The organism is Mesorhizobium sp. M0938, assembly GCF_040319125.1.
GTDB lineage: Bacteria > Pseudomonadota > Alphaproteobacteria > Rhizobiales > Rhizobiaceae > Mesorhizobium > Mesorhizobium robiniae.
This window is the reverse complement of record NZ_JAMYNS010000027.1, coordinates 1-20826: the sequence shown is the minus strand read 5'-3', so window position 1 is coordinate 20826 and position 20826 is coordinate 1. Positions and strand designations below refer to the sequence as shown.

Here is a 20826-nt window from a genome sequence, read left to right as displayed (position 1 = left end):
TCGCTACTTGCTCAGTCGCATTTTTGCCGCGCGGTTGATATACGTCACCCGCTTTGCGAGAGGGAAGTGCAGTTCATGGCGTTTCATTCATTCAACGTTCGTCTTGTCGCGGGTCTGGCGCTCACCGGCTTTATGCTTACCGCCGCCGGCTGCCAATCAGGCGGCAATGGCATGCTCGGCTTCGGAAAGAAGGACACGACACCGCCACCACCTCCGGACCCCAAGGTTCTTGCCAGCCAATTGCAGGCCTATTGTCCGAAAGTGACGCTGCGCGACGGCACCGCTTTCTTCAACACCTATGCCAAGGGCAGTCAGAAGCCCAAGAAAAAAGCCGCCGCTCAGGATGCCGAAGCTGCCGCGCTCGACGCGGGCAGCGAGCAGCGGGACGATTCCGCGAAGATCATCTATCAGGCCTCGATCACCGACGTGACCCGCGACTGCAGCCGCGCCAACGGCTCTTTGACGATGAAGATCGCAGTCGCCGGCAAGGTCGTTCCGGGACCGATGTTCAGCCCGGGCACGATTAAAATGCCGATCCGTGTCGCCGTGATGCATGGCACCGAGGTCCTTTACTCGCAGCTTCACCAACATCAGGTCCAGGTTACCAATCCCTCGAGTGCAACCCAGTTCGTCTTCACCGATTCGAACGTCGTCGTTCCCGAGCCCACTGCGCAGGACTATCAGGCGTTCGCCGGCTATGACGAAGGCCCGGCGAAGAAGACGACCGACAGGAAGAAGGTTGCCGCGGCCGAATAGCGGCGGCGTGAAGCCATCTCCGGCCTGAAGCGTATGCATCACGCATCCGACCATTCCGACAGGGCGGCGATCACGCTTTTCAGTTCCGCCCAGCGACGGATGACCGTTTCGGCGCCAGCCTCGGTCAGCGCGTCGGCATGCCCGGGATAGCTGTGCGCTGCTCCGGTAAAGCCGATCACACGCATGCCAGCTGTCCTGGCGCCGGTCACGCCATGCACGGAATCTTCGATGACGAAGGTGTTCGCTGGGTCCGCCTTGAGCTTTTCCGCGGCAAAGAGAAACACGTCTGGGGCCGGCTTGGACTTTCCGCTAGGCGTTTCCAGCGAGGAAAAAATCCGGCCAGTGAAAAACGGCAGGAGATGCACCTTCTCCAGCATGAACTCTATCCGCTCGGAGCGCGAATTCGAGCAGATGCAGCGTGGCGCGGTCACCGCAGCGACCGCCTCGTGCACCCCGTCGACGGCGCGCACGTCGCTGCGTAGCCTGCGGTCGACCAGGTCTTCGGCACGGTCGATCAGCGAGGCCTGGAACGGGATGCGGGATTTCTCCTCGACCCGCATCATGATGTCCTTGAAGGTCAGCCCGGCATAGGTCTCGGAAATCTCCTCGGCCGATATCTCGTACCCGGCCGACGTCAAAAGCTCGGCTTCGATGCGCGCGGCGATGATTTCGGAATCGACGAGCACGCCGTCGCAATCGAAGATGACAAGGTCTGGCTGGGGCATTGGCGATCCGGAAAGCGGGAGGGATGAGGCTGAGACGCTCGGGCGGCGCGGCATACACCAACAGGCCGGCCTTCGCAAATTACTGGGGGTTCGGACCCTCAGCCTTCACCGAATATTTACGCTGATCGGTAACCATAACGGGGAGTAAACAGTAACGCGTGCTTTGGGTGTCACAATGTCTGCCGTGCGTCTTCTCGACGACCTTTCCCATGCTCCCCAGCAATCCGAATGGCTGGATACGATCCTGAAGGGCGATTGCGTCGCTGCGCTCGAGCGACTGCCGGAAAAATCCATCGACGTGATCTTTGCCGATCCGCCCTACAATCTGCAGCTCGACGGCGATCTGCACCGGCCCGACCAGTCCAAGGTCGATGCCGTCGACGACGACTGGGACCAATTCGCGAGTTTTGAAGTCTACGACGCCTTCACCCGAGCCTGGCTGCTGGCGGCGCGCCGCGTGCTGAAACCCAACGGCACCATCTGGGTCATCGGCTCCTACCACAACATTTTCAGGGTCGGTGCGAAGATGCAGGATCTGGGGTTCTGGATCCTGAACGACGTCGTCTGGCGCAAGACCAATCCAATGCCGAATTTCCGCGGCCGCCGTTTCCAGAACGCCCATGAAACGATGATCTGGGCCTCGCGCGACCAGAAGGGCAAGGGCTACACCTTCAACTACGAAGCGCTGAAGGCGTCGAACGACGACATCCAGATGCGTTCCGACTGGCTGTTTCCGATCTGCACCGGAGCCGAGCGCCTGAAAAACGAAAATGGCGACAAGCTGCATCCGACCCAAAAGCCCGAAGCGCTGCTCGCCCGCATCATGATGGCTTCGACGAAGCCCGGCGATATCGTGCTCGATCCCTTCTTCGGCTCCGGCACCACCGGCGCGGTGGCCAAGCGTCTTGGTCGCCATTTCGTCGGCATCGAGCGCGAGCAGACCTATATCGACGCGGCCAATGAGCGCATCGATGCAGTCCGGCCGCTGGACCGCGCTGATCTTACTGTGCTTACCGGCAAGCGCGCCGAGCCGCGCGTTGCCTTCGTCAGCCTCATCGACACCGGGTTGATGCTGCCGGGCGCCACGCTCTATGACGCCAAGAAGCGCTGGGCGGCCAGGGTGCGCGCCGACGGCACGGTGGCGATCGGCGACAGCGCCGGATCGATCCACAAGATCGGCGCTGAAGTGCAGGGACTGGACGCCTGCAACGGCTGGACCTTCTGGCACTATGAGCGCAGCGGCGGCCTGACTCCGATCGACGAGCTTCGCCGCATCGCTCGTCTCGGCATGGAGCGGGCAGGGGCCTGACAATAACCGCTATGGCGATTTCGTTGCACATGGTTTCCGAAGGAAGCAGGATTGCGCTTTCTTGACCGAGAGGTGCCGCGAAGCGTCCCCCGTCGTCGGACCGTCGTCAAGCGAGTTGCAGACCGAGGTGTTGAACCATCGGATCGAAGTCTCGGTCATCATGCAGCAGCGCGTGTCCGCCTTGGATGCAGAATGTGCCGATGATCATATCGATTGTCTTGCGGATGGTGATGCCCCGCTGCCGGAGCATGCGGTAGTTTCGGGCAGCTTCGACTGCCGTCACCGGATCCAGCATCGGCACAATAGCGAACTGTCGAAGGTTCCGCTCAATCAGTTGGGCATGCCGTTCGTTGCGCGCGCCTTGTAACACCTCCAGCAGGATCAAGTCTCCGACCAGAATCTCCTGAGTGTCGTCGAGATGCCTGAGCTTACCTACCGAGACGCTGTCCGTATTGCGGAGATGGGCGATCCAGACGGAACTGTCGACAACGATCATCGACGCTGATCGGGCGAACGACCTTCCCGCATGGTATCAAGATCGCCGTCCCAGCCGGCGCCAGCAAGTGCGGCGATAGCCATATCTTGCCGGTGCCGGCGTATCAGAGTGCGCAAAGCCGCCTCGATCGTCGCTTTCTTCGTCTTGAGACCGGAGGCGGCCATGGCCTCCGTGATCAGTTTGTCGTCAAGTTCGATGTTGGTTCGCATGGCTATACTCGATGTGTATAAATTGGACTAAATATACACATTCTGCTCCTGACCAACAAGCCGTCACGACGAAAGAGTGGACATCTTCGATACCTCGGGCAAACTCCCCCTAGTTGCCGACGCAGCAGATCGAGCTTGGCATGGCCAAAAACGGACGACCGCACCACCATTACACGCCGTCTTGTCCATCGGCTTGCCCGCTTTCGATTCAGAGGACAAACACAGACTCAGCCCTTGCGTGCTCTGTCACCTGTTAAGTCACCCCGATTGCCCTGGGCCTGACAACGGATCCTATTGTAATCTGCCACCTTAAAGCGGGTTATCATCGGCCTGTCGAAGTGATTCAAATCACACTCTGATCCCCAGCCCTTTGAGGTCTGCCTCGAGCGTCTTGGCGTCGGTGAACAGCACCGACTGCCAGCCAGCCGCCTTGGCGCCTTCGACATTCTTCGGGCTGTCGTCGATAAACAGCGTCGCCGCGGGCTCGAGGCCGAACGCGGCGACGTGATGATCGTAGATGCCGCGATCCGGCTTGATCAGGCCGATCTCGCCCGAAATGGTCACCCCGCGCGGACGGTTGAGAAAGTCGAAACGCTGCCGGGCTTCGGCCAGCGTATCGGAGGCAAAGTTGGTCAGCATGGTGACATCGTGGCCGCTTTCGATCAGACCGACCATAATGGCGACGCTGTCCTCATAGGCATGAGGCACCATCTCGTGCCAGTGGCGGCGGAAATTGCGGATGTTTTCGGCATGGTCCGGATGCTCGGCGATCAGCAGGGCCTCGGCTTCTTCCCATGTCCGCCCGCGATCCTGCTCGATGTTCCAGTCATGCGTGCAGACATTGTCGAAGAACCACTTTCTCTCCTCGGCATCCGGAATGATACGGCTGAACGGAAGGTTCGGGTCGTAGTGGATCAGCACTCTGCCGATGTCGAAAACGATGTGGCGGATCTCGGTCATTCTTGTCCTCGTTCAATGCGATTCAAATGTGAGGCGATTCAATGCGGGCGCGGCTTCTTCGTCGCGCCCGGTATCGCCGCTTCGATTACCTTTTTCATGACACTGGGCAGCGCTTCCCCGGAAATTTCATGGACCAGCGACCAGAAATGCCCGTCTGGGGCGGCGCCATCGGTCACCGTTTTGAAGACCTCGAGTTCGAGCGCGAAATGGGTGAAGACATGGCCGATCCGCCCGGCTGGCCGCCAGTTGCCAGGGAAGGGTGCCGCCGCGTCCGTGGTGGCGCCGTCGACCCGTGCGGTCCAGTCGGTCGTCGGCACCTCGGTCATGCCGCCAAGCAGGCCTTTATCCGCGCGTTTGCGCAAAAGGATGGCGCCGTCATCGCGTACGGCAACGAAGGCAGCCCCACGCCGCAATGGTTTCTCGCCCTTCGGCAGGCGCACAGGGAAGCGTTCGGGATCGCCGGAAACAGTGGCGCTGCAATCCTCGCGCAGCGGGCACAGCATACAGCGCGGCCGGCGCGGCGTGCAGATCGTCGCGCCCAGATCCATCATCGCCTGGGCGAAATCGCCCGGTCGGGTCGCAGGAACCATGCGCTCGACATAGGCGCGTATGTCGCCCTTGGCTTCGCTCAGCGGCGTGGCAATCGAGAACAGCCGCGAAACGACCCGCTCGACATTGCCATCAACGACCGCGGCTGGTTGGTCGAAGGCGATCGCCGCGATCGCCGCTGCCGTGTAGGCGCCGATGCCAGGCAGCTCTCTCAAGCCAGCTTGCGTATCTGGAAACCTGCCGCCTTGCCGTGCGACGAGATCGGCGCAGGCCTTGAGATTGCGCGCGCGGGAATAATAGCCGAGCCCGGCCCATGCCTTCATGACATCCTCGGTCGGTGAAGCGGCCAGTGCATCGACATCAGGCCATTTCTGGACAAAGGCCCGGAAATAGGATTTTACCGCTTCGACCGTGGTCTGCTGCAGCATGACTTCGGATAGCCAGACGCGGTAGGGATCTGGCCGTATGCCGCGTGCTAGCTCGCGCGGCGCAATGCGCCACGGCAAATCTCGATGATGCGCATCGTACCAGCCGAGCAGGCGGGACGCGATCTCGCCGCTATCTTCGGATCCAGCTTTGCTGGTATCTCCAGACGCGGCTCTGCCGCTGTCTCCGGATCCAGCTTTGCTGGTATCTCCGGATGCGGTCTTGCGGGTCTGGTCGTGCAGTGCCATTGATCGAGGACTGGCCTAACCGATATGTGGTGATGGTCGTGACTGGAGAACGCACATGGCAGGGAAAAAGCCCTTCGGCAATCCCGTTCCGGTGAGCGATCTCGCAACCGAGATCCTCGATCCGGTGTTGCGCAAGCGGGCCGGCATGTCGATCGGGCTCGTCCAGTCATGGGAAGAGATCGCCGGACCGCGGCTCGCCAGCCGCTCGCGCCCTGAAAAGATCCAGTGGCCGCGCCGCATGCATGAAGACGATCCGTTCGAGCCGGCGGTGCTGGTCATTGCCTGCGAAGGCATGGCCGCGCTCCATTTGCAGCACGAGACCGGTGAGATCATCAACAGGGTCAACGCCTTCCTCGGCTTCAACGCTATCGGCCGCATCAGAATCGTGCAAAAGCCGGTGACGACGGACCAAGGGCGGCCTAAACCAAGCTTGCGGCCGCTAACCGCGGCCGAGAAGGCGACGTTGTCCGGCGCCGTCGGAATGATCGAGGATGACGGCGTTCGCGCTTCGCTGGAGCGGCTGGGCGCCACCATTCTCGGTCAAAAGAAAGTATAATCTCGCGGTTTCGTGATCGCGTATCCAAGATTTGGCCATTGGAATGGGGATGGCTATGCCTTAATTCGCGCCAACTCTCGCCTTTTCTAGCCTTTGCATTGCAAAATCCAACCATTGTCAGGTGATTCGTATGCCCCGTCGTTTGTCCCGTAGAAACCTGCTGTCATCGCTTGCCGCCATTCCGGCGGTGGCTCTACTCGCCGCTTGCAGCGATTCGGGCGAGAAAGCTGTGGCGCAGGATGCGACGCCTGCGGCTCCTGCCGACGCGATGAAGCCGGCCGATCCGGCGAAGCCGGCCGCGGTCAAGGCGCCCGAGGCCCAGGGCACGGTGGACATGGCGGCCCTGCTGAAGCCCGGCGCATTGCCCGACGAGCAACTGGGCAAGGACGATGCCAAGGTCACCATCGTCGAATATGCCTCGATGACCTGCCCGCACTGCGCGCATTTCCACGAAACCACGCTCCCGGAGCTGAAGACAAAATATATCGACACCGGTAAGGCCCGCCTTATCCTGCGCGAATTTCCGTTCGACCCCAGCGCCGAAGCCGGCTTCATGCTGGCGCGCTGCTCCAAGGACAATTATTTTCCGATGGTGGACGTTCTGTTCAGGCAGCAGGCGAACTGGGCAGGCGTTGCCAATACCAAGGACGCTCTGCTGCAAATCTCCAAGATGGCCGGTTTTACACAGGAGTCCTTCGAGGCCTGCTTGACGGACCAGAAACTTCTGGAAGATGTGAGGTCGGTCCAGAAGCGCGGCGCCGATGAATTCAAGGTCGACTCGACGCCGACCTTCTTTATCAACGGGAAGACCTACAAGGGGGCGCTGTCGATTGAGGAAATATCGGCCATCATCGACCCTCTGCTCTGACGTTTCGGCAGCGCCGAAGCGGCTGCGCTTCGGCGTGCGCGACTTTTTGCTGTGCCGCGGATTCTCTTCGCGAGACCGCGGAACAGTTTTGCGGAATTTGGCTATGGGGCGGCGCGAATGAAGTTCTCGCGCCTTCGCCTGCTCGGTTTCAAGTCCTTCGTCGAACCCGGTGAGTTTGTCATCGAACGCGGCCTGACCGGCATCGTCGGACCGAATGGCTGCGGCAAGTCGAACCTTGTCGAGGCTTTGCGCTGGGTGATGGGCGAAAGCTCGTACAAGAACATGCGTGCGTCCGGCATGGACGACGTCATCTTTTCCGGTTCGGGAACGCGTCCGGCCCGTAACACCGCCGAAGTCACGCTTTTCCTCGACAACAGCGACCGCACTGCGCCGTCGGCCTTCAACGACGCGGACGAGTTGCAGGTTTCGCGCCGCATCGAGCGCGAAGCGGGTTCGCTCTACCGCATCAACGGCAAGGAAGCCCGCGCCAAGGACGTGCAGCTGCTGTTTGCCGACCAGTCGACCGGCGCTCGCTCGCCCTCGATGGTCGGCCAGGGCCGCATTGGCGAGCTGATCCAGGCCAAGCCGCAGGCGCGTCGCGCGCTTCTCGAAGAAGCGGCCGGCATTTCCGGCCTGCATACGCGCCGCCATGAAGCCGAACTGCGCCTCAAGGCGGCCGAGCAGAATCTGGAGCGGCTGGACGACGTCGTCGGCGAACTGGAAGGCCAGATCGAAAGCCTGAAGCGCCAGGCACGCCAGGCGTCGCGGTTCAAGAACCTGTCGGCTGATATCCGCAAGGCCGAAGCGACGCTGCTGCATTTGCGCTGGACACTGGCCAAGACCCAGGAAGCCGAGGCGCGCTCGGCGCTGGCAATTGCCACGGGACTGGTTGGTGACCGCGCTGCCGCCCAGATGGCTGCCGCCAGGGAGCAAGGGATCGGCGCCCATCGGCTGCCCGATCTGCGCGACGCGGAAGCTGCCGCTGCTGCCGCCTTCCAGCGCCTGTCGATCGCCAAGACGCAGATCGAGGAGGAAGCGGGCCGCATCCGCGCCCGCCAAGTGGAACTCGACCGCCGGCTCCAGCAGCTCGACGGCGACATCGACCGCGAGGAGCGGATGGTCCGCGACAATGCGGATATCCTCGAGCGCCTCGCCACCGAAGAAGCCGCCCTCAATACCGAAAACGCCGGTGCCGGTGAGCGCGAGGCCAGCACCCGCGCTGCATTCGAACAGGTGGCGTCGACGCTTGCCGCAAGTGAGGCCAAGCTCGCCGCATTGACCGCCGAACGGGCCGAGGCCGCCGCCTCCCGCAACCAGATCGAACGAACGCTGCGCGACACTGCTGAGCGCCGCGACCGTTTCGCCCGCCAGCTCGCCGACGTCGACCGGGAATTGTCCGACATCGCCTCCAAGGTCGCCGGCCTCCCCGATCCCGGCGAAAAGCGGCTTCTGGTCGAGCAGGCCGTGGGGTTGCTCGATGAGGCCGAAGCCGCCGCGATTGCCACCGAACAGGCTGTCGCCGAGGCGCGCGCGGCGGAAAGCGCCGCCCGCCCGCCGGTTCAGGATGCAAAGGCCGAGCTGGCGCGGATCGAGACCGAGGCCCGAACTCTGGCCAAGATCCTGAATGCCGCGAGCGGCGACCTCTTCCCCTCCGTCCTTGAGCAGATCAGCGTCGAACGCGGCTACGAGACGGCGCTGGGCGCCGCCCTTGGCGAGGATCTCGACGTGCCGCTCGACCGCAGCGCGCCGGTGCATTGGGGCCAGAGCGAGGTTAAGCCTGGCGACGCCGCTCTGCCCGAAAGCATCAAGAGCCTTGCCAGTGTGGTGCGCGCTCCGGCGCAACTGGCTCGCCGATTGGCGCAGATCGGCATCGTCGAGGCCGGCGACGGAAAGCGGCTGCAGGCGCTGCTTGCTCCCGGGCAGCGGCTGGTCAGCCGCGAAGGGGCGCTCTGGCGTTGGGACGGGTTCACCGCCAGCGCCGACGCGCCGACCGCGGCCGCACAGCGGCTGGCGCAGAAAAACCGGCTGGCCGAGCTCGACGCCGAGGCGGTCCATGCGACCCGTATCCTGCGTCAGGCAGAAGAGGCTCTTGTCCATGCCGAGCAGGCGCTTGCCAAGGCCACCGAAGCCGAGCGCGACGCCCGTCAGGCTGGGCGCGATGCCCAGCATGGACTGGACGCTGCCCGCAATGCGCTGGCCGAGGCCGAGAAGGCCGGCGGCGAGCTGTCGAGCCGACGCGCAGCACTTGACGAGGCGCGCGCGCGTATCGTCGATAGCCATGAAGAGACGGCGGCGGCTTTCGTCGAGGCGGAGATGCTGCTGCAAAGCGCTCCCGATCTTGGTGATCTGCAGTTGCAGCTCGAACAGTCGGCCGCCAACGTCGCTCGCGACCGCGCCACCCTTGCCGATGCACGCGCCGTCCATGAAGGATTGAGGCGGGAAGCCGAAGCGCGAATGCGCCGCCTTGAGGCCATCGGCGCGGAACGCCGCAATTGGGTGGCGCGTGCCGAAAACGCCTCGACGCAGATCGCTGCACTCGGCGAACGCAAGGCCGAGGCCGAGGCCGAGCGCGAGAGACTGGCCGACGCGCCCGACGAGATCGATGCCAAACGGCGCGCTTTGCTGTCGCAGCTTGCCGAGGCCGAAAGCCTGCGGCAGGCAGCCGGCGACCGCTTGCAGGAGGCGGAGAACCGGCAGTCCGAGCTGGACAAGGCCGCGACCGCTGCGATCCAGTCGCTGGCCGAAGCGCGCGAAACACGCGTCCGTGCCGAAGAGCGGCTGACCGCTGCCGACGAGCGGCGGCTGGAAGTCGAAGCGCGCATCCAGGAGACGCTGAACACGCCGCCGCATCTAGTCATTCGCCACACCGGCCTGGAGGCAGACAGCCCGATGCCGGAAATGGCCGAGATCGAGCGTCAGCTCGACCGGCTGAAGATCGAGCGCGAAAGGCTGGGCGCCGTCAATCTGCGCGCCGAGGAAGAACAGAAGGAACTGTCCGATCGGCTGGAGACCATCGTTTCCGAACGCGACGACATCATCGAGGCCATCCGCAAGCTGCGGCAGGCGATCCAGAGCCTGAACCGCGAAGGCCGCGAACGGCTGCTGGCTGCCTTCGAGGTGGTCAATGGCCATTTCCAGCGGTTGTTTTCGCATCTGTTCGGTGGCGGTACGGCGGAACTGCAACTGATCGAGTCCGACGATCCGCTCGAGGCCGGCCTCGAAATCCTTGCGCGCCCGCCCGGCAAGAAGCCGCAGACCATGACGCTGCTTTCCGGCGGCGAGCAGGCCTTGACGGCGATGTCGCTGATCTTCGCCGTGTTCCTGACCAATCCCGCGCCGATCTGCGTGCTCGACGAGGTCGACGCGCCGCTCGATGATCACAATGTCGAGCGTTTCTGCAATCTGATGGACGAGATGGCCGCCACTACCGAGACGCGCTTCGTCATCATCACACACAACCCGATCACCATGGCTCGCATGAACCGGCTGTTCGGGGTGACCATGGCCGAGCAGGGCGTGAGCCAGCTCGTGTCGGTCGACTTGCAGGCTGCCGAGGCCCTGCGCGAGGCGAGCTGACGCGTCGAAGGCAACGCTTGTCGGTAGCGCCTATCGCGACTTTCGGCTATAGCACCGATAGGATCGGCTCCCTTCATTCGGATGTAGTATTTCGATGTTGTGCATGATCCTTTCCGAAATCGACCTCGATTTCGCGATCGTGTGTCTGCATGCGCGTGGAGAATCTTGTTGCCTATACTTGTCACCGGTGCCGCGGGATTCATCGGCAGCCATGTTTGCCACCACCTCTTGAACAGGGGGGAAGCAGTCGTCGGTGTCGATAACATGAACGACTACTACGACCTTGCGCTTAAAAAGGGGCGTCTCGCCCGCCTGCAGCCTCACAAGGATTTTTCATTTCGCCAGATCGACATTGCCGAACAGGGCGCTCTTGCCGGCGCTTTGGGTGGGCAAGGGATAGTAAGGATTGTCCACCTCGCCGCGCAGGCGGGCGTGCGTCATTCACTCGACAATCCGAGGCTCTATGTCCGTTCCAATGTCGTGGGCCACCTCGAAGTCCTCGAATTCTGTCGCGCACAGCCTGGATTCGAGCATTTGGTCTATGCTTCGTCGAGCTCAGTCTATGGCGGCAACCGCAAGGTTCCGTTCAGCGAGACCGATCAGGTCGACAGACCCGTCTCGCTTTACGCTGCTACCAAGAAAACAGATGAGTTGATGAGCCACACCTATGCCCATCTGTTTGGCGTTCCACAGACGGGCTTGCGATTTTTCACCGTCTATGGCCCCTGGGGCCGGCCAGACATGGCCTATTGGATATTCACCAAGGCGATGCTCGAGGGCAAGCCGATCCGGGTGTTCAATAACGGCGAGATGTGGCGGGATTTCACTTATGTAGATGATGTTGTGAGGGCGGTTGTTGCGGTGCTCGACAAGGCGCCCATGGACGAGGTTCCGCCCAGCAGGGTTTACAATGTCGGCAACAACCGGCCGGTGCGGCTGGGAGATTTCATCGACACTCTGGAAAAACTGCTCGGTCTAAAGGCGATCCGCCAAAGCGAGCCGATGCAGAGCAGCGACGTCGAGCGGACCTATGCCGACATGACGGCGCTGGAGCGCGATTTCGGCTTCAAGCCGAGCGTCTCGATCGAAGATGGGCTGAAGAAATTTGTCGACTGGTACCGGTCGGAATGGGCTGCGGAAGCAACGACAAGATGATTGCGGCCTGAGTACCGCTGCTTGTGGGATTCGAGGGCCTGACTTAACGGCGTTCCTCTTAGTTCGCGGCATCTAAATTTTCCCGGTTTTCGGGAAAGTCGTTGCCTTTCAAAACAGGTTTCACTCCGTTCGGGCAAAAGTAAGCTCCAGTCTTGAACCTGGAGCTTACCGATGACGAATGCAGAGCCTATGACTTCCAAGCCTCAAATGCTCGGCGCTTTCGCCGGTCCGCAGCGCGAGGCCGATTTGGACCGGTCCCTGCGAGGGCGGTGCGGTCGCATATGTTCGCTATGCCCGTTGCGGACGCCTCAATGTCCGAGCGACCTCACCGGGTTACTGTTTTCAGGGCAACCGGCGCTGTGATCAGATACAAGAAAGGGCGGCGCACCGAAGCGCGCCGCCTTGGTTCGCGGCTACCTTCTTCAATCAGGCAGCAAGCCAGGCCCGAGTGAAATCCTGCTCGTAGGCTTGATGCATCTGATAGCCCATTACGTGGGGTTTCATGTGGCAGAACAGTTTTCGCCAGTAGGGTTGGATGATAATGCCCGAGTCCTGCAGGATCATCTGCAATTCCTTCATCAGGGCACGACGCTGGTCTGCGTCGGCGATGGCATTGGCCTTCTGGACCTTGGCATCGAAGTCGGGGTCGGCGAAGCCGGTCTCATTCCAGGCGGCGCCGCTCTGGTAGGCAATTGCATAGGTCTGGATGCCCAGCGGACGGGCGTTCCAGTTGGTTGTCGCGAACGGATATTTCGTCCAGTCGTTCCAGAACGCCGATTCAGGAATGACGGTGCGTTTAACTTTGAAGCCGGCATCTCGCATTTGCTGGGCAACGACGTCGGAGCTCTCTTTGCGATAATCGGCTTCGACCGAGATCAGATCGAACTCGAAGTCGATCTGGCCGGCTTCCTTGAGCAGTGCTTTCGCTCCGGCGGGGTCGTGCTTGATCGGCGGCAAGTCGGCATGTTCCGGGTGCATCGGCCCGACATGGTCGTTCTGCGCCACCATGCCCATGCCGTTCGCGCCCAGCTGCAACACCGCTGCGTTGTCGACCGCGAGTTGGATGGCATTACGCACACGCTTGTCGTCATAGGGCTTGGCATTGACGTTGCAGCGCGTGACCAGTGTTGCTGCCGTGACAATCTCGGATTTCTTCAGGCCGAACCCGTCAAGTATGCTGACATCATAGGACTGCGTCTGGCCGTTCAGATCGATTTCGCCGGACTCGAAAGCGGAGATGGTGGAAGCCGAATCGGTGCCGTAGTCGATCCAGTCGATGCCATCGAGGAAGACCTCGCCGCCCCACCACGCGCCTTCAGGCCGCCTGCGAACGGAGGCGGCAACGCCGACATCGAGCTTCTTGAGTTCGAATGGACCGGTGCAGACGGGGTTGGCCGAGAGGGCGGCCTTGCCTGGGTCGAACGCGCGGTGAACGATCAGAGCCGGATAGTCGGTCATCGCCGGGATGATGGTGATGTCCGGCCGGGACAGTTTCAAGACCACGGTATGGTCATCGCGGATTTCGACGGCGCCCGCACGTGCCACCTTCGTCTCGGGATCGATCAGCGCGGTCATGCGGCCAGCCATCGAATTGCCGATGGCGTCCTTCTCGCACCAGCGCGAAATATTGAAGGCCACGTCCTCGGCTGTGAAATCGTCGCCGTTCGACCATTTTACATCAGGCCGCACCTTGAGCACGTATTCGCTCGCGTCGGCATTGATCTCCCAGCTTTGAAGCAGCATCGGCTCGAAGGTGAAATCCGGCTTCCAGCGAACCAGCGGCTCGAGAAACTGCATGGCGATATTGCCCATCTGCGAGACTTTGAAACTGCGCGGGTCTTCCAGTTCCATAACCTGCATGGCGACACGGATCGTGCCTCCCATCTTTGCCTCGGGGTCGGCCTTCTCTTCGGCGAGAGCCGGAATTGGCAGGCCGATAAGGCCGTAGGCGATGGCGGTGCTGGCTCCGAAGGCGCTGGCGAGCGCCAGGAACTCGCGACGAGCCAGCGTGCCGTTTTTCGCGCTTTGCGCAAACACGCCAATCGCGGGGTGAAGAGGCTTGGATGTCATGTCGTTTCTCCCATTGTTGATTTCGCGTCCGAAGTCGGTGGAATGCGCTTGTCGCTCGGTCGACCGTCACTGTTTTCTGTAAGTCGGCGCCGATGCGACAGCTCACCGGCCGAAAGGAAAGCGAAATGAATCTTCTGACGGCGATGCGCGTATTCGATCGCGTCTGCCTGCTGGGTAGCCTTTCGGCGGCGGCGCGCGATCTCAACATGTCGACGACGGCTGTCAGCCGGATGGTCAAGGATCTGGAGGACGACCTCGGTGTCCGGCTCATCAACCGCACCACCCGACGCCTCAGCCTCACGGAAGCAGGCCGCGACTATGCGCCCCGTGCTCGCACCCTGCTGGACGACATTTCGGAGTTGCAGGATTCCACACGTGGCCTGCATAAGGAAACGCGCGGACTGATCCGGGTCTCTTGCTCCAACGTTCTCGGCCACACGCGCATCACCAAGCTGGTGCCGAAATTCCTTCGCGAGAACCCCCTCACTACAATCGAATTCGACCTCACTGCGCGCTATGTGGTCGGCATTGTAGAGGAGGGATATGATGTCGCCATACGCTTTGGCGGACAGGCGGACTCTGCTCTGATTGCGCGGCGGCTTGGCGAAGTGCGCAACTACGTCTGTGCCACACCAGACTACTGGGATAACCATGGCCGGCCGACACATCCAGGCGAGCTGGCAAGCCATTCGTGTGTGCTGAGCAATTTCGCCAAGCGTCTCGGCACATGGCCATTCGTCGGTCCGGAGGGCGCATTCGATGCGGCCGTCGGCGGACGCATCTCGACCAACAGCGTGGAGGCTGCCTACCAGATGACGATCGCCGGCTTCGGCGTCGGAAACCTGCCGAGCCTTCTGGTTGACCCTGCGATCAGGGACGGCCGGCTGGAGGTACAACTCGATGAGTTTCGTCCGGGCTCCAGTCCGATCTATGCTCTCTACCCGCACCGCACCTACATCGCCGCCAAGGTTCGCACCTTCGTGGATTTCCTGATCCGCGAATTGTCGGCCGACTTCACCGCGTAGGACGCCGGCGCCAACGCAAACGGGGACCCAGCGCGAAAGCCGGATCCCATCTGCTTTTTTCGCGTGACGCAGCAGCGTCATTTCCACCAGGTGGTAGTGTCGTACATCGGTCCCGGTTCCTCGAAGAGCTTTTCGTATTTGCAAAGCGTCGGCGTTTCGCCGAGCGGCACGGAAATGCCATCCCTGAACGCCCATTCGCCGCGCTGTGTCGAGTCGGCGCGAACATAGCTGGACAGCGCAAATGCTCGATCGTGCTGCGACTTGTTGGGTGACGAGCCGTGCACGGTCAGCAGCCCCCACATCGCGAGGTCGCCTGGCTCCAGCACAAGCGGAACGATTGTTACTGGATCGATGCCTACCTTGCGCAGTTCTTCCTCAGCCGTTAGGCCCTTCATCAGTTCACCCGTCCCCTCGTCCGACAGTCCGAGATAGCCCAGTTTGTGGCTACCCGGCACGACCTGAAGGCAGCCATTGTCGAGCGTCGCCCGATCGACCGCGAGGCCCGTTGTCACAGTGGCATCGGCGACATTGTCGAACGCGCTCTGGTTGCGGAAACGCAGGTCTTGATGAAAGCGATAGCCAGTGACGTTGGCGCCGGGCGGCTTCCAGTGCAGCTGTTGTGCGATCTGCCGGATATCACGGCCGATCAGGCCCTCCAGCAGCTTCAGATAGTCTGGATTGCGTCGAAATTTTTCAAAATAGCTGTTGATCCATGAAAACCAGTAGGCCTGCAGCACGTAACGCTGGCCAAAATCAGATTCAGGCAGGATTTGGAAATTGAGATTTCCATGCCGGAAAGTGGCGTGATGCTTCAGGCCTTCCGCGTAGACGGCGTCGGTTTCCTTTTTCAGCCGGATCATTTCGTCGCCGTCGACGAATTGTCGAACGACCGCATAGCCTTCTTCGCGATACTGCTCCACTGCTTCGCGGGCTTGTGCATCCGTCAGCATCTTTATGGCACCCTTGGCTGTTGATCGGATTTGATCGTAGCGGAAGGATTCCAGGCGATAAGCTGCGGATTCCGGCATCGACTTTCCCGAATATCGGAAAAATGCCGGGGGACATGGCTGGCCCAGAATGGACCTGACATGTGATGGCTGGGGCGCCAGGATTCGAACCTGGGATTGTCGGTACCAAAAACCGATGCCTTACCACTTGGCTACGCCCCAACAGCCGGAACATGGCCGCTGCGCGCGGCCTTATAGGACGAGCCGACGGAAAGCTCAATGCCGAGAATAGCGAGTGCGCGGAACTGATCCACCGGTTCCCGCATATAGGGGTTTCGGACATTATCCCCTGCTGTTGGGGGCATGGCGTCTATTCGCCCCAAGCCGCCATCTCATTGCCGGCCGGGTCGAGGAAATGGAACCGCCTGCCGCCGGGGAATGAGAAGATCGGCTTGACGATCGTGCCGCCGGCATTTTCGACGGCGCCCAGGGTTTCTTCCAAATCCTCGGAGTAAAGCACGGGAAGCGGCTTGGCGGGCGCTTCGCCGGCATCAGCCTGAAAGCCTCCGTCAAGACCTTCCGAAAAGGCCGAATAGGTCGGCCCGTAATCGGTGAACGACCAGGAAAAGGCGGTGCTGTAGAAAGCCTTCACCCTGTCCAGCGTTCCACCGGTCGCCGCCATTTCCACATAATCGAGTTTTCCGGTCAGTCTCATGGTCTCGCCTTTTGTTCACTGTTTGTTCTACTACAAAAGCGACCCAATTGCAAGTCTTTTCGGCGCCGCTTTCCCTTAATCGATTGTAGAAGCCGGCTGGCTTTGCCGACGCCTTGCCTTTCGCACTGCAGCATCATATCGCTCGGGTAGGGACACGGCGAAACTTCGGCTTCGTCAATCTTTTCAATCTCCTGCAACCGGAGAGCAAGCATGACCAAATGGGTCTACACCTTTGGCGACGGCGCTGCGGAAGGCCGTGCCGGCGATAGGAACCTTCTGGGCGGCAAGGGCGCCAATCTGGCCGAAATGTGCAGCCTGGGCCTGCCCGTGCCGCCGGGGTTCACCATCACCAGCGAGGTCTGCAACGCCTATTACGCCAACGGCCATACCTACCCCGCCTCGCTGGAGGCGGATGTCGCGGTCGCCCTCGACCATATCGGCCGGCTGACCGGGCGGCGTTTCGGCGATCCCTCGAAACTGCTTTTGGTGTCGGTGCGTTCCGGTGCCCGCGCTTCCATGCCCGGCATGATGGACACCGTGCTCAATCTCGGCCTCAACGACGAGACGGTCGAGGCGCTGGCCGCCGATTCAGGCGATGCGCGCTTTGCCTATGACAGCTACCGCCGGTTCATCCAAATGTATTCCGATGTCGTCATGGGCCTCGACCATGAGGTGTTCGAGGAGATCCTCGAAGACCAGAAGGGCGGGCTCGGCCATGAACTCGACACGGAACTGTCCGCCATCGAATGGCAGGGCGTGATTGCCCTCTACAAGGCCAAGGTCGAAGAAGAACTCGGCAAGCCGTTTCCGCAGGACCCGCATGAGCAGCTATGGGGCGCGATCGGCGCTGTGTTCTCGAGCTGGATGAACAACCGCGCCATCACCTATCGGCGCCTGCATGACATCCCCGAAAGCTGGGGCACGGCGGTCAATGTCCAGGCCATGGTCTTCGGCAATATGGGCGAGACCTCGGCCACCGGCGTTGCCTTCACCCGCAATCCGTCGACCGGGGAAAAGATGCTCTATGGCGAGTTCCTGGTGAATGCGCAGGGCGAGGATGTCGTCGCCGGCATCCGCACGCCGCAAAACATCACCGAGGCGGCGCGCATTGCAGCGGGCTCCGATAAGCCGTCGCTGCAGAAGCTGATGCCGGAAGCCTTCCAGTCATTCGTCACCATTTCAGACCGTCTGGAAAAACACTACCGCGATATGCAGGATCTCGAATTCACTATCGAGCGCGGCAAATTGTGGATGCTGCAGACGAGGTCCGGTAAGCGTACCGCCAAGGCCGCGCTCAGGATCGCCGTCGAGATGGCAAAGGACAAGCTCATTTCGAAGGAGGAAGCGGTCGCCCGCATCGATCCGGCCTCGCTCGACCAGTTGCTGCACCCGACCATCGATCCGAAGGCCGCGCGCGACGTCATCGGCGTCGGCCTGCCGGCTTCTCCGGGGGCTGCCACCGGTGAGATCGTCTTTTCCTCCAACGACGCCGAGGAACTCAAGACGCAAGGCCGCAAGACGATCCTCGTGCGCATCGAGACCAGTCCCGAAGACATCCACGGCATGCATGCCGCCGAAGGCATCCTGACGACGCGTGGCGGCATGACCAGCCACGCTGCGGTGGTGGCTCGCGGCATGGGCAAGCCTTGCGTATCGGGTGCGGGTTCGCTGCGCGTCGACTACAGGGCCGGCACGCTGATGGCGATGGGATCGACGTTCCGCAAGGGCGATATCATCACCATCGACGGCGGTAACGGCCAGGTGCTGAAAGGCGCCGTGCCGATGCTGCAGCCGGAGCTCTCGGGCGATTTCGCCGCCATCATGGAATGGGCCGATGCCGTGCGCCGCATGAAGGTGCGCACCAACGCCGAAACGCCGCTCGACGCGCGCATGGCGCGTTCCTTCGGCGCCGAAGGCATCGGGCTTTGCCGCACCGAGCACATGTTCTTTGACGGCGACCGTATCGTCGCCATGCGCGAGATGATCCTGGCCGACACGGAAAAGGGCCGGCGAACGGCGCTCGCAAAACTCTTGCCCATGCAGCGCTCGGATTTCCTCGAACTGTTCGAGATCATGGCTGGCCTGCCGGTGACGATCCGCTTGCTCGATCCGCCGCTGCACGAATTCCTGCCCAAGACCGAGGAAGAGGTGGCCGAAGTCGCCGCCGCCATGAACGTGTCGCCCGACAAGCTCAGGCAGCGCACCGAGGCGCTGCACGAGTTCAACCCGATGCTCGGCCATCGCGGCTGCCGGCTTGCGGTTTCCTATCCCGAAATCGCCGAGATGCAGGCGCGCGCCATTTTCGAGGCCGCCGTCGAAGCCGGCAGGAAGGCCGGCGCGTTGGTGGTTCCGGAAATCATGGTGCCGCTGGTCGGTCTGGTCAAGGAACTCGACTACGTCAAGGCGCGCATCGACGACGTCGCCAGAAACGTGATGGAGGAGACAGGCGTCAAGATCACCTATCTTACCGGCACGATGATCGAATTGCCGCGCGCGGCGATCCGCGCTCATGTCATCGCTGAGGCGGCCGAGTTCTTCTCTTTCGGCACCAACGATCTGACCCAGACCACCTTCGGCATCTCACGCGACGATGCGGCCTCGTTCCTGGAGACCTATCGCCAGAAGGGCATCATCGAGCAGGACCCGTTCGTGTCGCTCGATATCGAGGGCGTCGGCGAACTGGTGCGGATGGCGGCGGAAAAGGGCAGGGCGACGCGGCCGGGGATCAAGCTCGGCATTTGCGGCGAACATGGCGGCGATCCGGCGTCGATCCATTTCTGCGAGAAGGTCGGCCTCGACTATGTGTCGTGCTCGCCCTACCGCGTGCCGATCGCCAGGCTGGCAGCCGCCCAGGCGGCGGTGAAGGTCGCAAAGAATGCCACGCCGCGCGTCGTTTAGGAGCGCAGCACTTTGATCTTTGCGCATGCCCCCAGAATCGAAGCGCAGCGCAAGCCGATTCCGATATTTGCTGACGCGCACTTTGGGCAGTGCTTTCGAAGCGCATTTCTCGGCACCCACAGATGCCGCAGCGGTTCGCGCCAGAGCATCCACGCTCGCCAGTAGAGACAGACTTCACTATCCACCTGGCTCTGTTGGCGACCGCTGCCCTGGCGCGATCTCGTTTCCGCTAGCGCCTTCAGGTCACAAAGAATGCACCTGCCGTAAGCGACAGACCTGGATTGAGAGTGGCGAACTCTGTTTGAGCTGCGCCGCCGATCCCGTCGCTGTCGAAGGAGAGCGCTCCGGTCGAGCTGTTGTAGATGATATGGTCGGAACTATCGTGCGCGGCCTTACCGGCAAAGAAAGCGTCGGATGAAAGGCCTCCCAATTTAAGCCCGGCAAAAACGGCATCGTCGAGGTGGATCTTGTCCTGGAGCCTGTTGAAGTCAAGGACCTTGTCGATATTGCCGGCTCCAAGAGCAGTATTGAAAACGAAGGCATCGTTGCCGCCAAAGCCCCGCAACTCATCGGCACCACCGCCGCCCTTGATGACGTTGGCGCCAGCATTGCCGTGGATGGTTTGGGCCAACGCGTTGCCAGTCAGGTTGATTGCCGTGGTGCCGTCGTCGTTCGTGGTGCCAAGGACTTCAATCGACGAGCCGGCCGAGAGCGCATAGCTCACGGAGCTCCATACCCTGTCTTGACCTTGGCCAGAGGACTCGAACACCTTGTCGCCGGCGTTGTCGACGTAGTAATCGTCATCGCCGCCAAAGCCCCTCAACTCATCGGCACCACCGCCGCCCTTGATGACGTTGACGCCGGCATTGCCGTGGATGGTTTGGGCCAACTCGTTGCCGGTCAGCTTGATGGCCGTGGTGCCGTCGTCGTTCGTGGTGCCAAGGACTTCAATCGACGAGCCGGCCGAGAGCGCGTAGCTCACGGAGGTCCATACCCTGTCTTGACCTTGGCCAGAGGACTCGACCATCTTGTCGCCGGCATTGTCGACGTAGTAATCGTCGTCGCCGCCATGGCCGGTCATTGTCTGGGCACCGGTTGCCTTAAGTACATCGGCTCCGCTGGTGCCATAGAGAAGATCCCCGACTGGGGGCGGCGTGGTCGGAGATGGGGTGGTCGGAGATGGGGTGGTCGAAGGCGGGGTGGTCGGAAGAGGGGCGGTCCCGGTGTTGCTGGTGTTGTGCTCGCGAAAGACTGCTTGCAGTTCCGAGGAGCTTTCAAGCGCGGTGTCGCCGTTCTGCGTTCCCCACTTGTAGGTATAGTCGAAGGCGGGTGACGGAA

General features: G+C 61.7%; 16 protein-coding genes, 1 tRNA gene and 1 pseudogene. 8 read left to right on the top strand and 10 right to left on the bottom strand.

Going from position 1 to position 20826, the window contains the following annotated elements; genetic code table 11:
• Positions 1 to 75: 75 nt before the first annotated feature.
• Positions 76 to 756, top strand: coding sequence for a hypothetical protein (locus NKH73_RS30025; protein WP_352938610.1), 681 nt, complete (start codon positions 76 to 78; stop codon positions 754 to 756).
• Between the two features lie 38 nt (positions 757 to 794).
• Here the strand turns inward: NKH73_RS30025 and NKH73_RS30020 are convergent, their stop codons facing one another.
• Positions 795 to 1481, bottom strand: coding sequence for an HAD family hydrolase (locus tag NKH73_RS30020; protein WP_352938608.1), 687 nt, complete (start codon positions 1479 to 1481; stop codon positions 795 to 797).
• Between the two features lie 175 nt (positions 1482 to 1656).
• On the opposite strand from NKH73_RS30020, the gene NKH73_RS30015 reads away from it, so the two are divergent.
• Positions 1657 to 2790, top strand: a complete 1134-nt coding sequence (locus tag NKH73_RS30015) for a site-specific DNA-methyltransferase (protein WP_352938606.1) — start codon at positions 1657 to 1659, stop codon at positions 2788 to 2790.
• A 106-nt stretch (positions 2791 to 2896) separates the two neighbouring features.
• Here NKH73_RS30015 and vapC read toward each other — a convergent pair whose 3' ends face one another.
• The 4 genes from vapC to mutY form a co-directional block, all read right to left on the bottom strand.
• Complete coding sequence (gene vapC / locus NKH73_RS30010; RefSeq protein ID WP_352938604.1) at positions 2897 to 3286, bottom strand: type II toxin-antitoxin system VapC family toxin; 390 nt, start codon at positions 3284 to 3286, stop codon at positions 2897 to 2899.
• Positions 3283 to 3495: a type II toxin-antitoxin system VapB family antitoxin gene (locus tag NKH73_RS30005; RefSeq protein WP_352938602.1), complete on the bottom strand. Its 213-nt coding sequence runs from the start codon at positions 3493 to 3495 to the stop codon at positions 3283 to 3285. Before NKH73_RS30005 ends, vapC begins: the two co-directional genes overlap by 4 nt.
• Positions 3496 to 3843: 348 nt before the next feature.
• Positions 3844 to 4455 carry an HAD family hydrolase gene (locus NKH73_RS30000; RefSeq protein WP_352938599.1) on the bottom strand — a complete coding sequence of 204 codons (612 nt, stop codon included), beginning with the start codon at positions 4453 to 4455 and terminating at the stop codon, positions 3844 to 3846.
• Positions 4456 to 4493: 38 nt separating this feature from the next.
• Entirely contained in the window at positions 4494 to 5678 is a 1185-nt protein-coding gene (gene mutY, locus NKH73_RS29995) for an A/G-specific adenine glycosylase (protein ID WP_352938597.1), read from the bottom strand.
• Between the two features lie 55 nt (positions 5679 to 5733).
• On the opposite strand from mutY, the gene NKH73_RS29990 reads away from it, so the two are divergent.
• From NKH73_RS29990 to NKH73_RS29975, 4 genes are all read left to right on the top strand, one after another.
• Positions 5734 to 6234 (top strand): DUF721 domain-containing protein, encoded by a 501-nt coding sequence (locus NKH73_RS29990; protein ID WP_352938594.1) that lies wholly within the window; start codon positions 5734 to 5736, stop codon positions 6232 to 6234.
• 130 nt (positions 6235 to 6364) lie between these two features.
• Positions 6365 to 7102 carry a DsbA family protein gene (locus NKH73_RS29985; RefSeq protein ID WP_352938592.1) on the top strand — a complete coding sequence of 246 codons (738 nt, stop codon included), beginning with the start codon at positions 6365 to 6367 and terminating at the stop codon, positions 7100 to 7102.
• Between the two features lie 117 nt (positions 7103 to 7219).
• Complete coding sequence (smc, locus tag NKH73_RS29980; RefSeq protein ID WP_352938590.1) at positions 7220 to 10678, top strand: chromosome segregation protein SMC; 3459 nt, start codon at positions 7220 to 7222, stop codon at positions 10676 to 10678.
• A 168-nt stretch (positions 10679 to 10846) separates the two neighbouring features.
• Positions 10847 to 11833 (top strand): NAD-dependent epimerase/dehydratase family protein, encoded by a 987-nt coding sequence (locus NKH73_RS29975; protein ID WP_352938587.1) that lies wholly within the window; start codon positions 10847 to 10849, stop codon positions 11831 to 11833.
• A gap of 426 nt (positions 11834 to 12259) precedes the next feature.
• Here NKH73_RS29975 and NKH73_RS29970 read toward each other — a convergent pair whose 3' ends face one another.
• On the bottom strand, positions 12260 to 13903 hold the full coding sequence (locus tag NKH73_RS29970; RefSeq protein WP_352938584.1) for an ABC transporter substrate-binding protein: 1644 nt from the start codon (positions 13901 to 13903) through the stop codon (positions 12260 to 12262).
• Between the two features lie 125 nt (positions 13904 to 14028).
• On the opposite strand from NKH73_RS29970, the gene NKH73_RS29965 reads away from it, so the two are divergent.
• Positions 14029 to 14928 (top strand): LysR family transcriptional regulator, encoded by a 900-nt coding sequence (locus NKH73_RS29965; protein ID WP_352938581.1) that lies wholly within the window; start codon positions 14029 to 14031, stop codon positions 14926 to 14928.
• A gap of 77 nt (positions 14929 to 15005) precedes the next feature.
• On the opposite strand, the gene NKH73_RS29960 is transcribed toward NKH73_RS29965, so the two are convergent.
• The 3 genes from NKH73_RS29960 to NKH73_RS29950 form a co-directional block, all read right to left on the bottom strand.
• The gene (locus NKH73_RS29960; protein WP_352938579.1) at positions 15006 to 15956 is read right to left on the bottom strand and encodes a phytanoyl-CoA dioxygenase family protein; all 951 of its coding nucleotides are present in this window, start codon (positions 15954 to 15956) and stop codon (positions 15006 to 15008) included.
• Between the two features lie 66 nt (positions 15957 to 16022).
• Positions 16023 to 16097, bottom strand: a tRNA-Gln gene (locus NKH73_RS29955).
• 148 nt (positions 16098 to 16245) lie between these two features.
• The gene (locus tag NKH73_RS29950) at positions 16246 to 16590 is read right to left on the bottom strand and encodes a VOC family protein (protein WP_352938576.1); all 345 of its coding nucleotides are present in this window, start codon (positions 16588 to 16590) and stop codon (positions 16246 to 16248) included.
• 210 nt (positions 16591 to 16800) lie between these two features.
• On the opposite strand from NKH73_RS29950, the gene ppdK reads away from it, so the two are divergent.
• On the top strand, positions 16801 to 19488 hold the full coding sequence (ppdK, locus tag NKH73_RS29945; protein WP_352938574.1) for a pyruvate, phosphate dikinase: 2688 nt from the start codon (positions 16801 to 16803) through the stop codon (positions 19486 to 19488).
• Positions 19489 to 19726: 238 nt separating this feature from the next.
• Here ppdK and NKH73_RS29940 read toward each other — a convergent pair.
• Positions 19727 to 20826 (bottom strand): annotated as a pseudogene (locus NKH73_RS29940) (calcium-binding protein); the annotation flags it as partial.

What these genes read in the sequence shown, in the direction of transcription:
- NKH73_RS29985 (WP_352938592.1), top strand. Translation starts at nt 6,365, where the DNA reads ATGCCCCGTCGTTTGTCCCGTAGAAACCTGCTGTCATCGCTTGCCGCC.
- NKH73_RS29970 (WP_352938584.1), bottom strand. Translation starts at nt 13,903, where the DNA reads ATGACATCCAAGCCTCTTCACCCCGCGATTGGCGTGTTTGCGCAAAGC.
- NKH73_RS30015 (WP_352938606.1), top strand. Translation starts at nt 1,657, where the DNA reads ATGTCTGCCGTGCGTCTTCTCGACGACCTTTCCCATGCTCCCCAGCAA.
- smc (WP_352938590.1), top strand. Translation starts at nt 7,220, where the DNA reads ATGAAGTTCTCGCGCCTTCGCCTGCTCGGTTTCAAGTCCTTCGTCGAA.
- NKH73_RS29990 (WP_352938594.1), top strand. Translation starts at nt 5,734, where the DNA reads ATGGCAGGGAAAAAGCCCTTCGGCAATCCCGTTCCGGTGAGCGATCTC.
- NKH73_RS30020 (WP_352938608.1), bottom strand. Translation starts at nt 1,481, where the DNA reads ATGCCCCAGCCAGACCTTGTCATCTTCGATTGCGACGGCGTGCTCGTC.
- vapC (WP_352938604.1), bottom strand. Translation starts at nt 3,286, where the DNA reads ATGATCGTTGTCGACAGTTCCGTCTGGATCGCCCATCTCCGCAATACG.
- NKH73_RS29965 (WP_352938581.1), top strand. Translation starts at nt 14,029, where the DNA reads ATGAATCTTCTGACGGCGATGCGCGTATTCGATCGCGTCTGCCTGCTG.
- NKH73_RS30025 (WP_352938610.1), top strand. Translation starts at nt 76, where the DNA reads ATGGCGTTTCATTCATTCAACGTTCGTCTTGTCGCGGGTCTGGCGCTC.
- NKH73_RS29950 (WP_352938576.1), bottom strand. Translation starts at nt 16,590, where the DNA reads ATGAGACTGACCGGAAAACTCGATTATGTGGAAATGGCGGCGACCGGT.
- NKH73_RS29960 (WP_352938579.1), bottom strand. Translation starts at nt 15,956, where the DNA reads ATGCCGGAATCCGCAGCTTATCGCCTGGAATCCTTCCGCTACGATCAA.
- NKH73_RS30000 (WP_352938599.1), bottom strand. Translation starts at nt 4,455, where the DNA reads ATGACCGAGATCCGCCACATCGTTTTCGACATCGGCAGAGTGCTGATC.
- ppdK (WP_352938574.1), top strand. Translation starts at nt 16,801, where the DNA reads ATGACCAAATGGGTCTACACCTTTGGCGACGGCGCTGCGGAAGGCCGT.
- mutY (WP_352938597.1), bottom strand. Translation starts at nt 5,678, where the DNA reads ATGGCACTGCACGACCAGACCCGCAAGACCGCATCCGGAGATACCAGC.
- NKH73_RS30005 (WP_352938602.1), bottom strand. Translation starts at nt 3,495, where the DNA reads ATGCGAACCAACATCGAACTTGACGACAAACTGATCACGGAGGCCATG.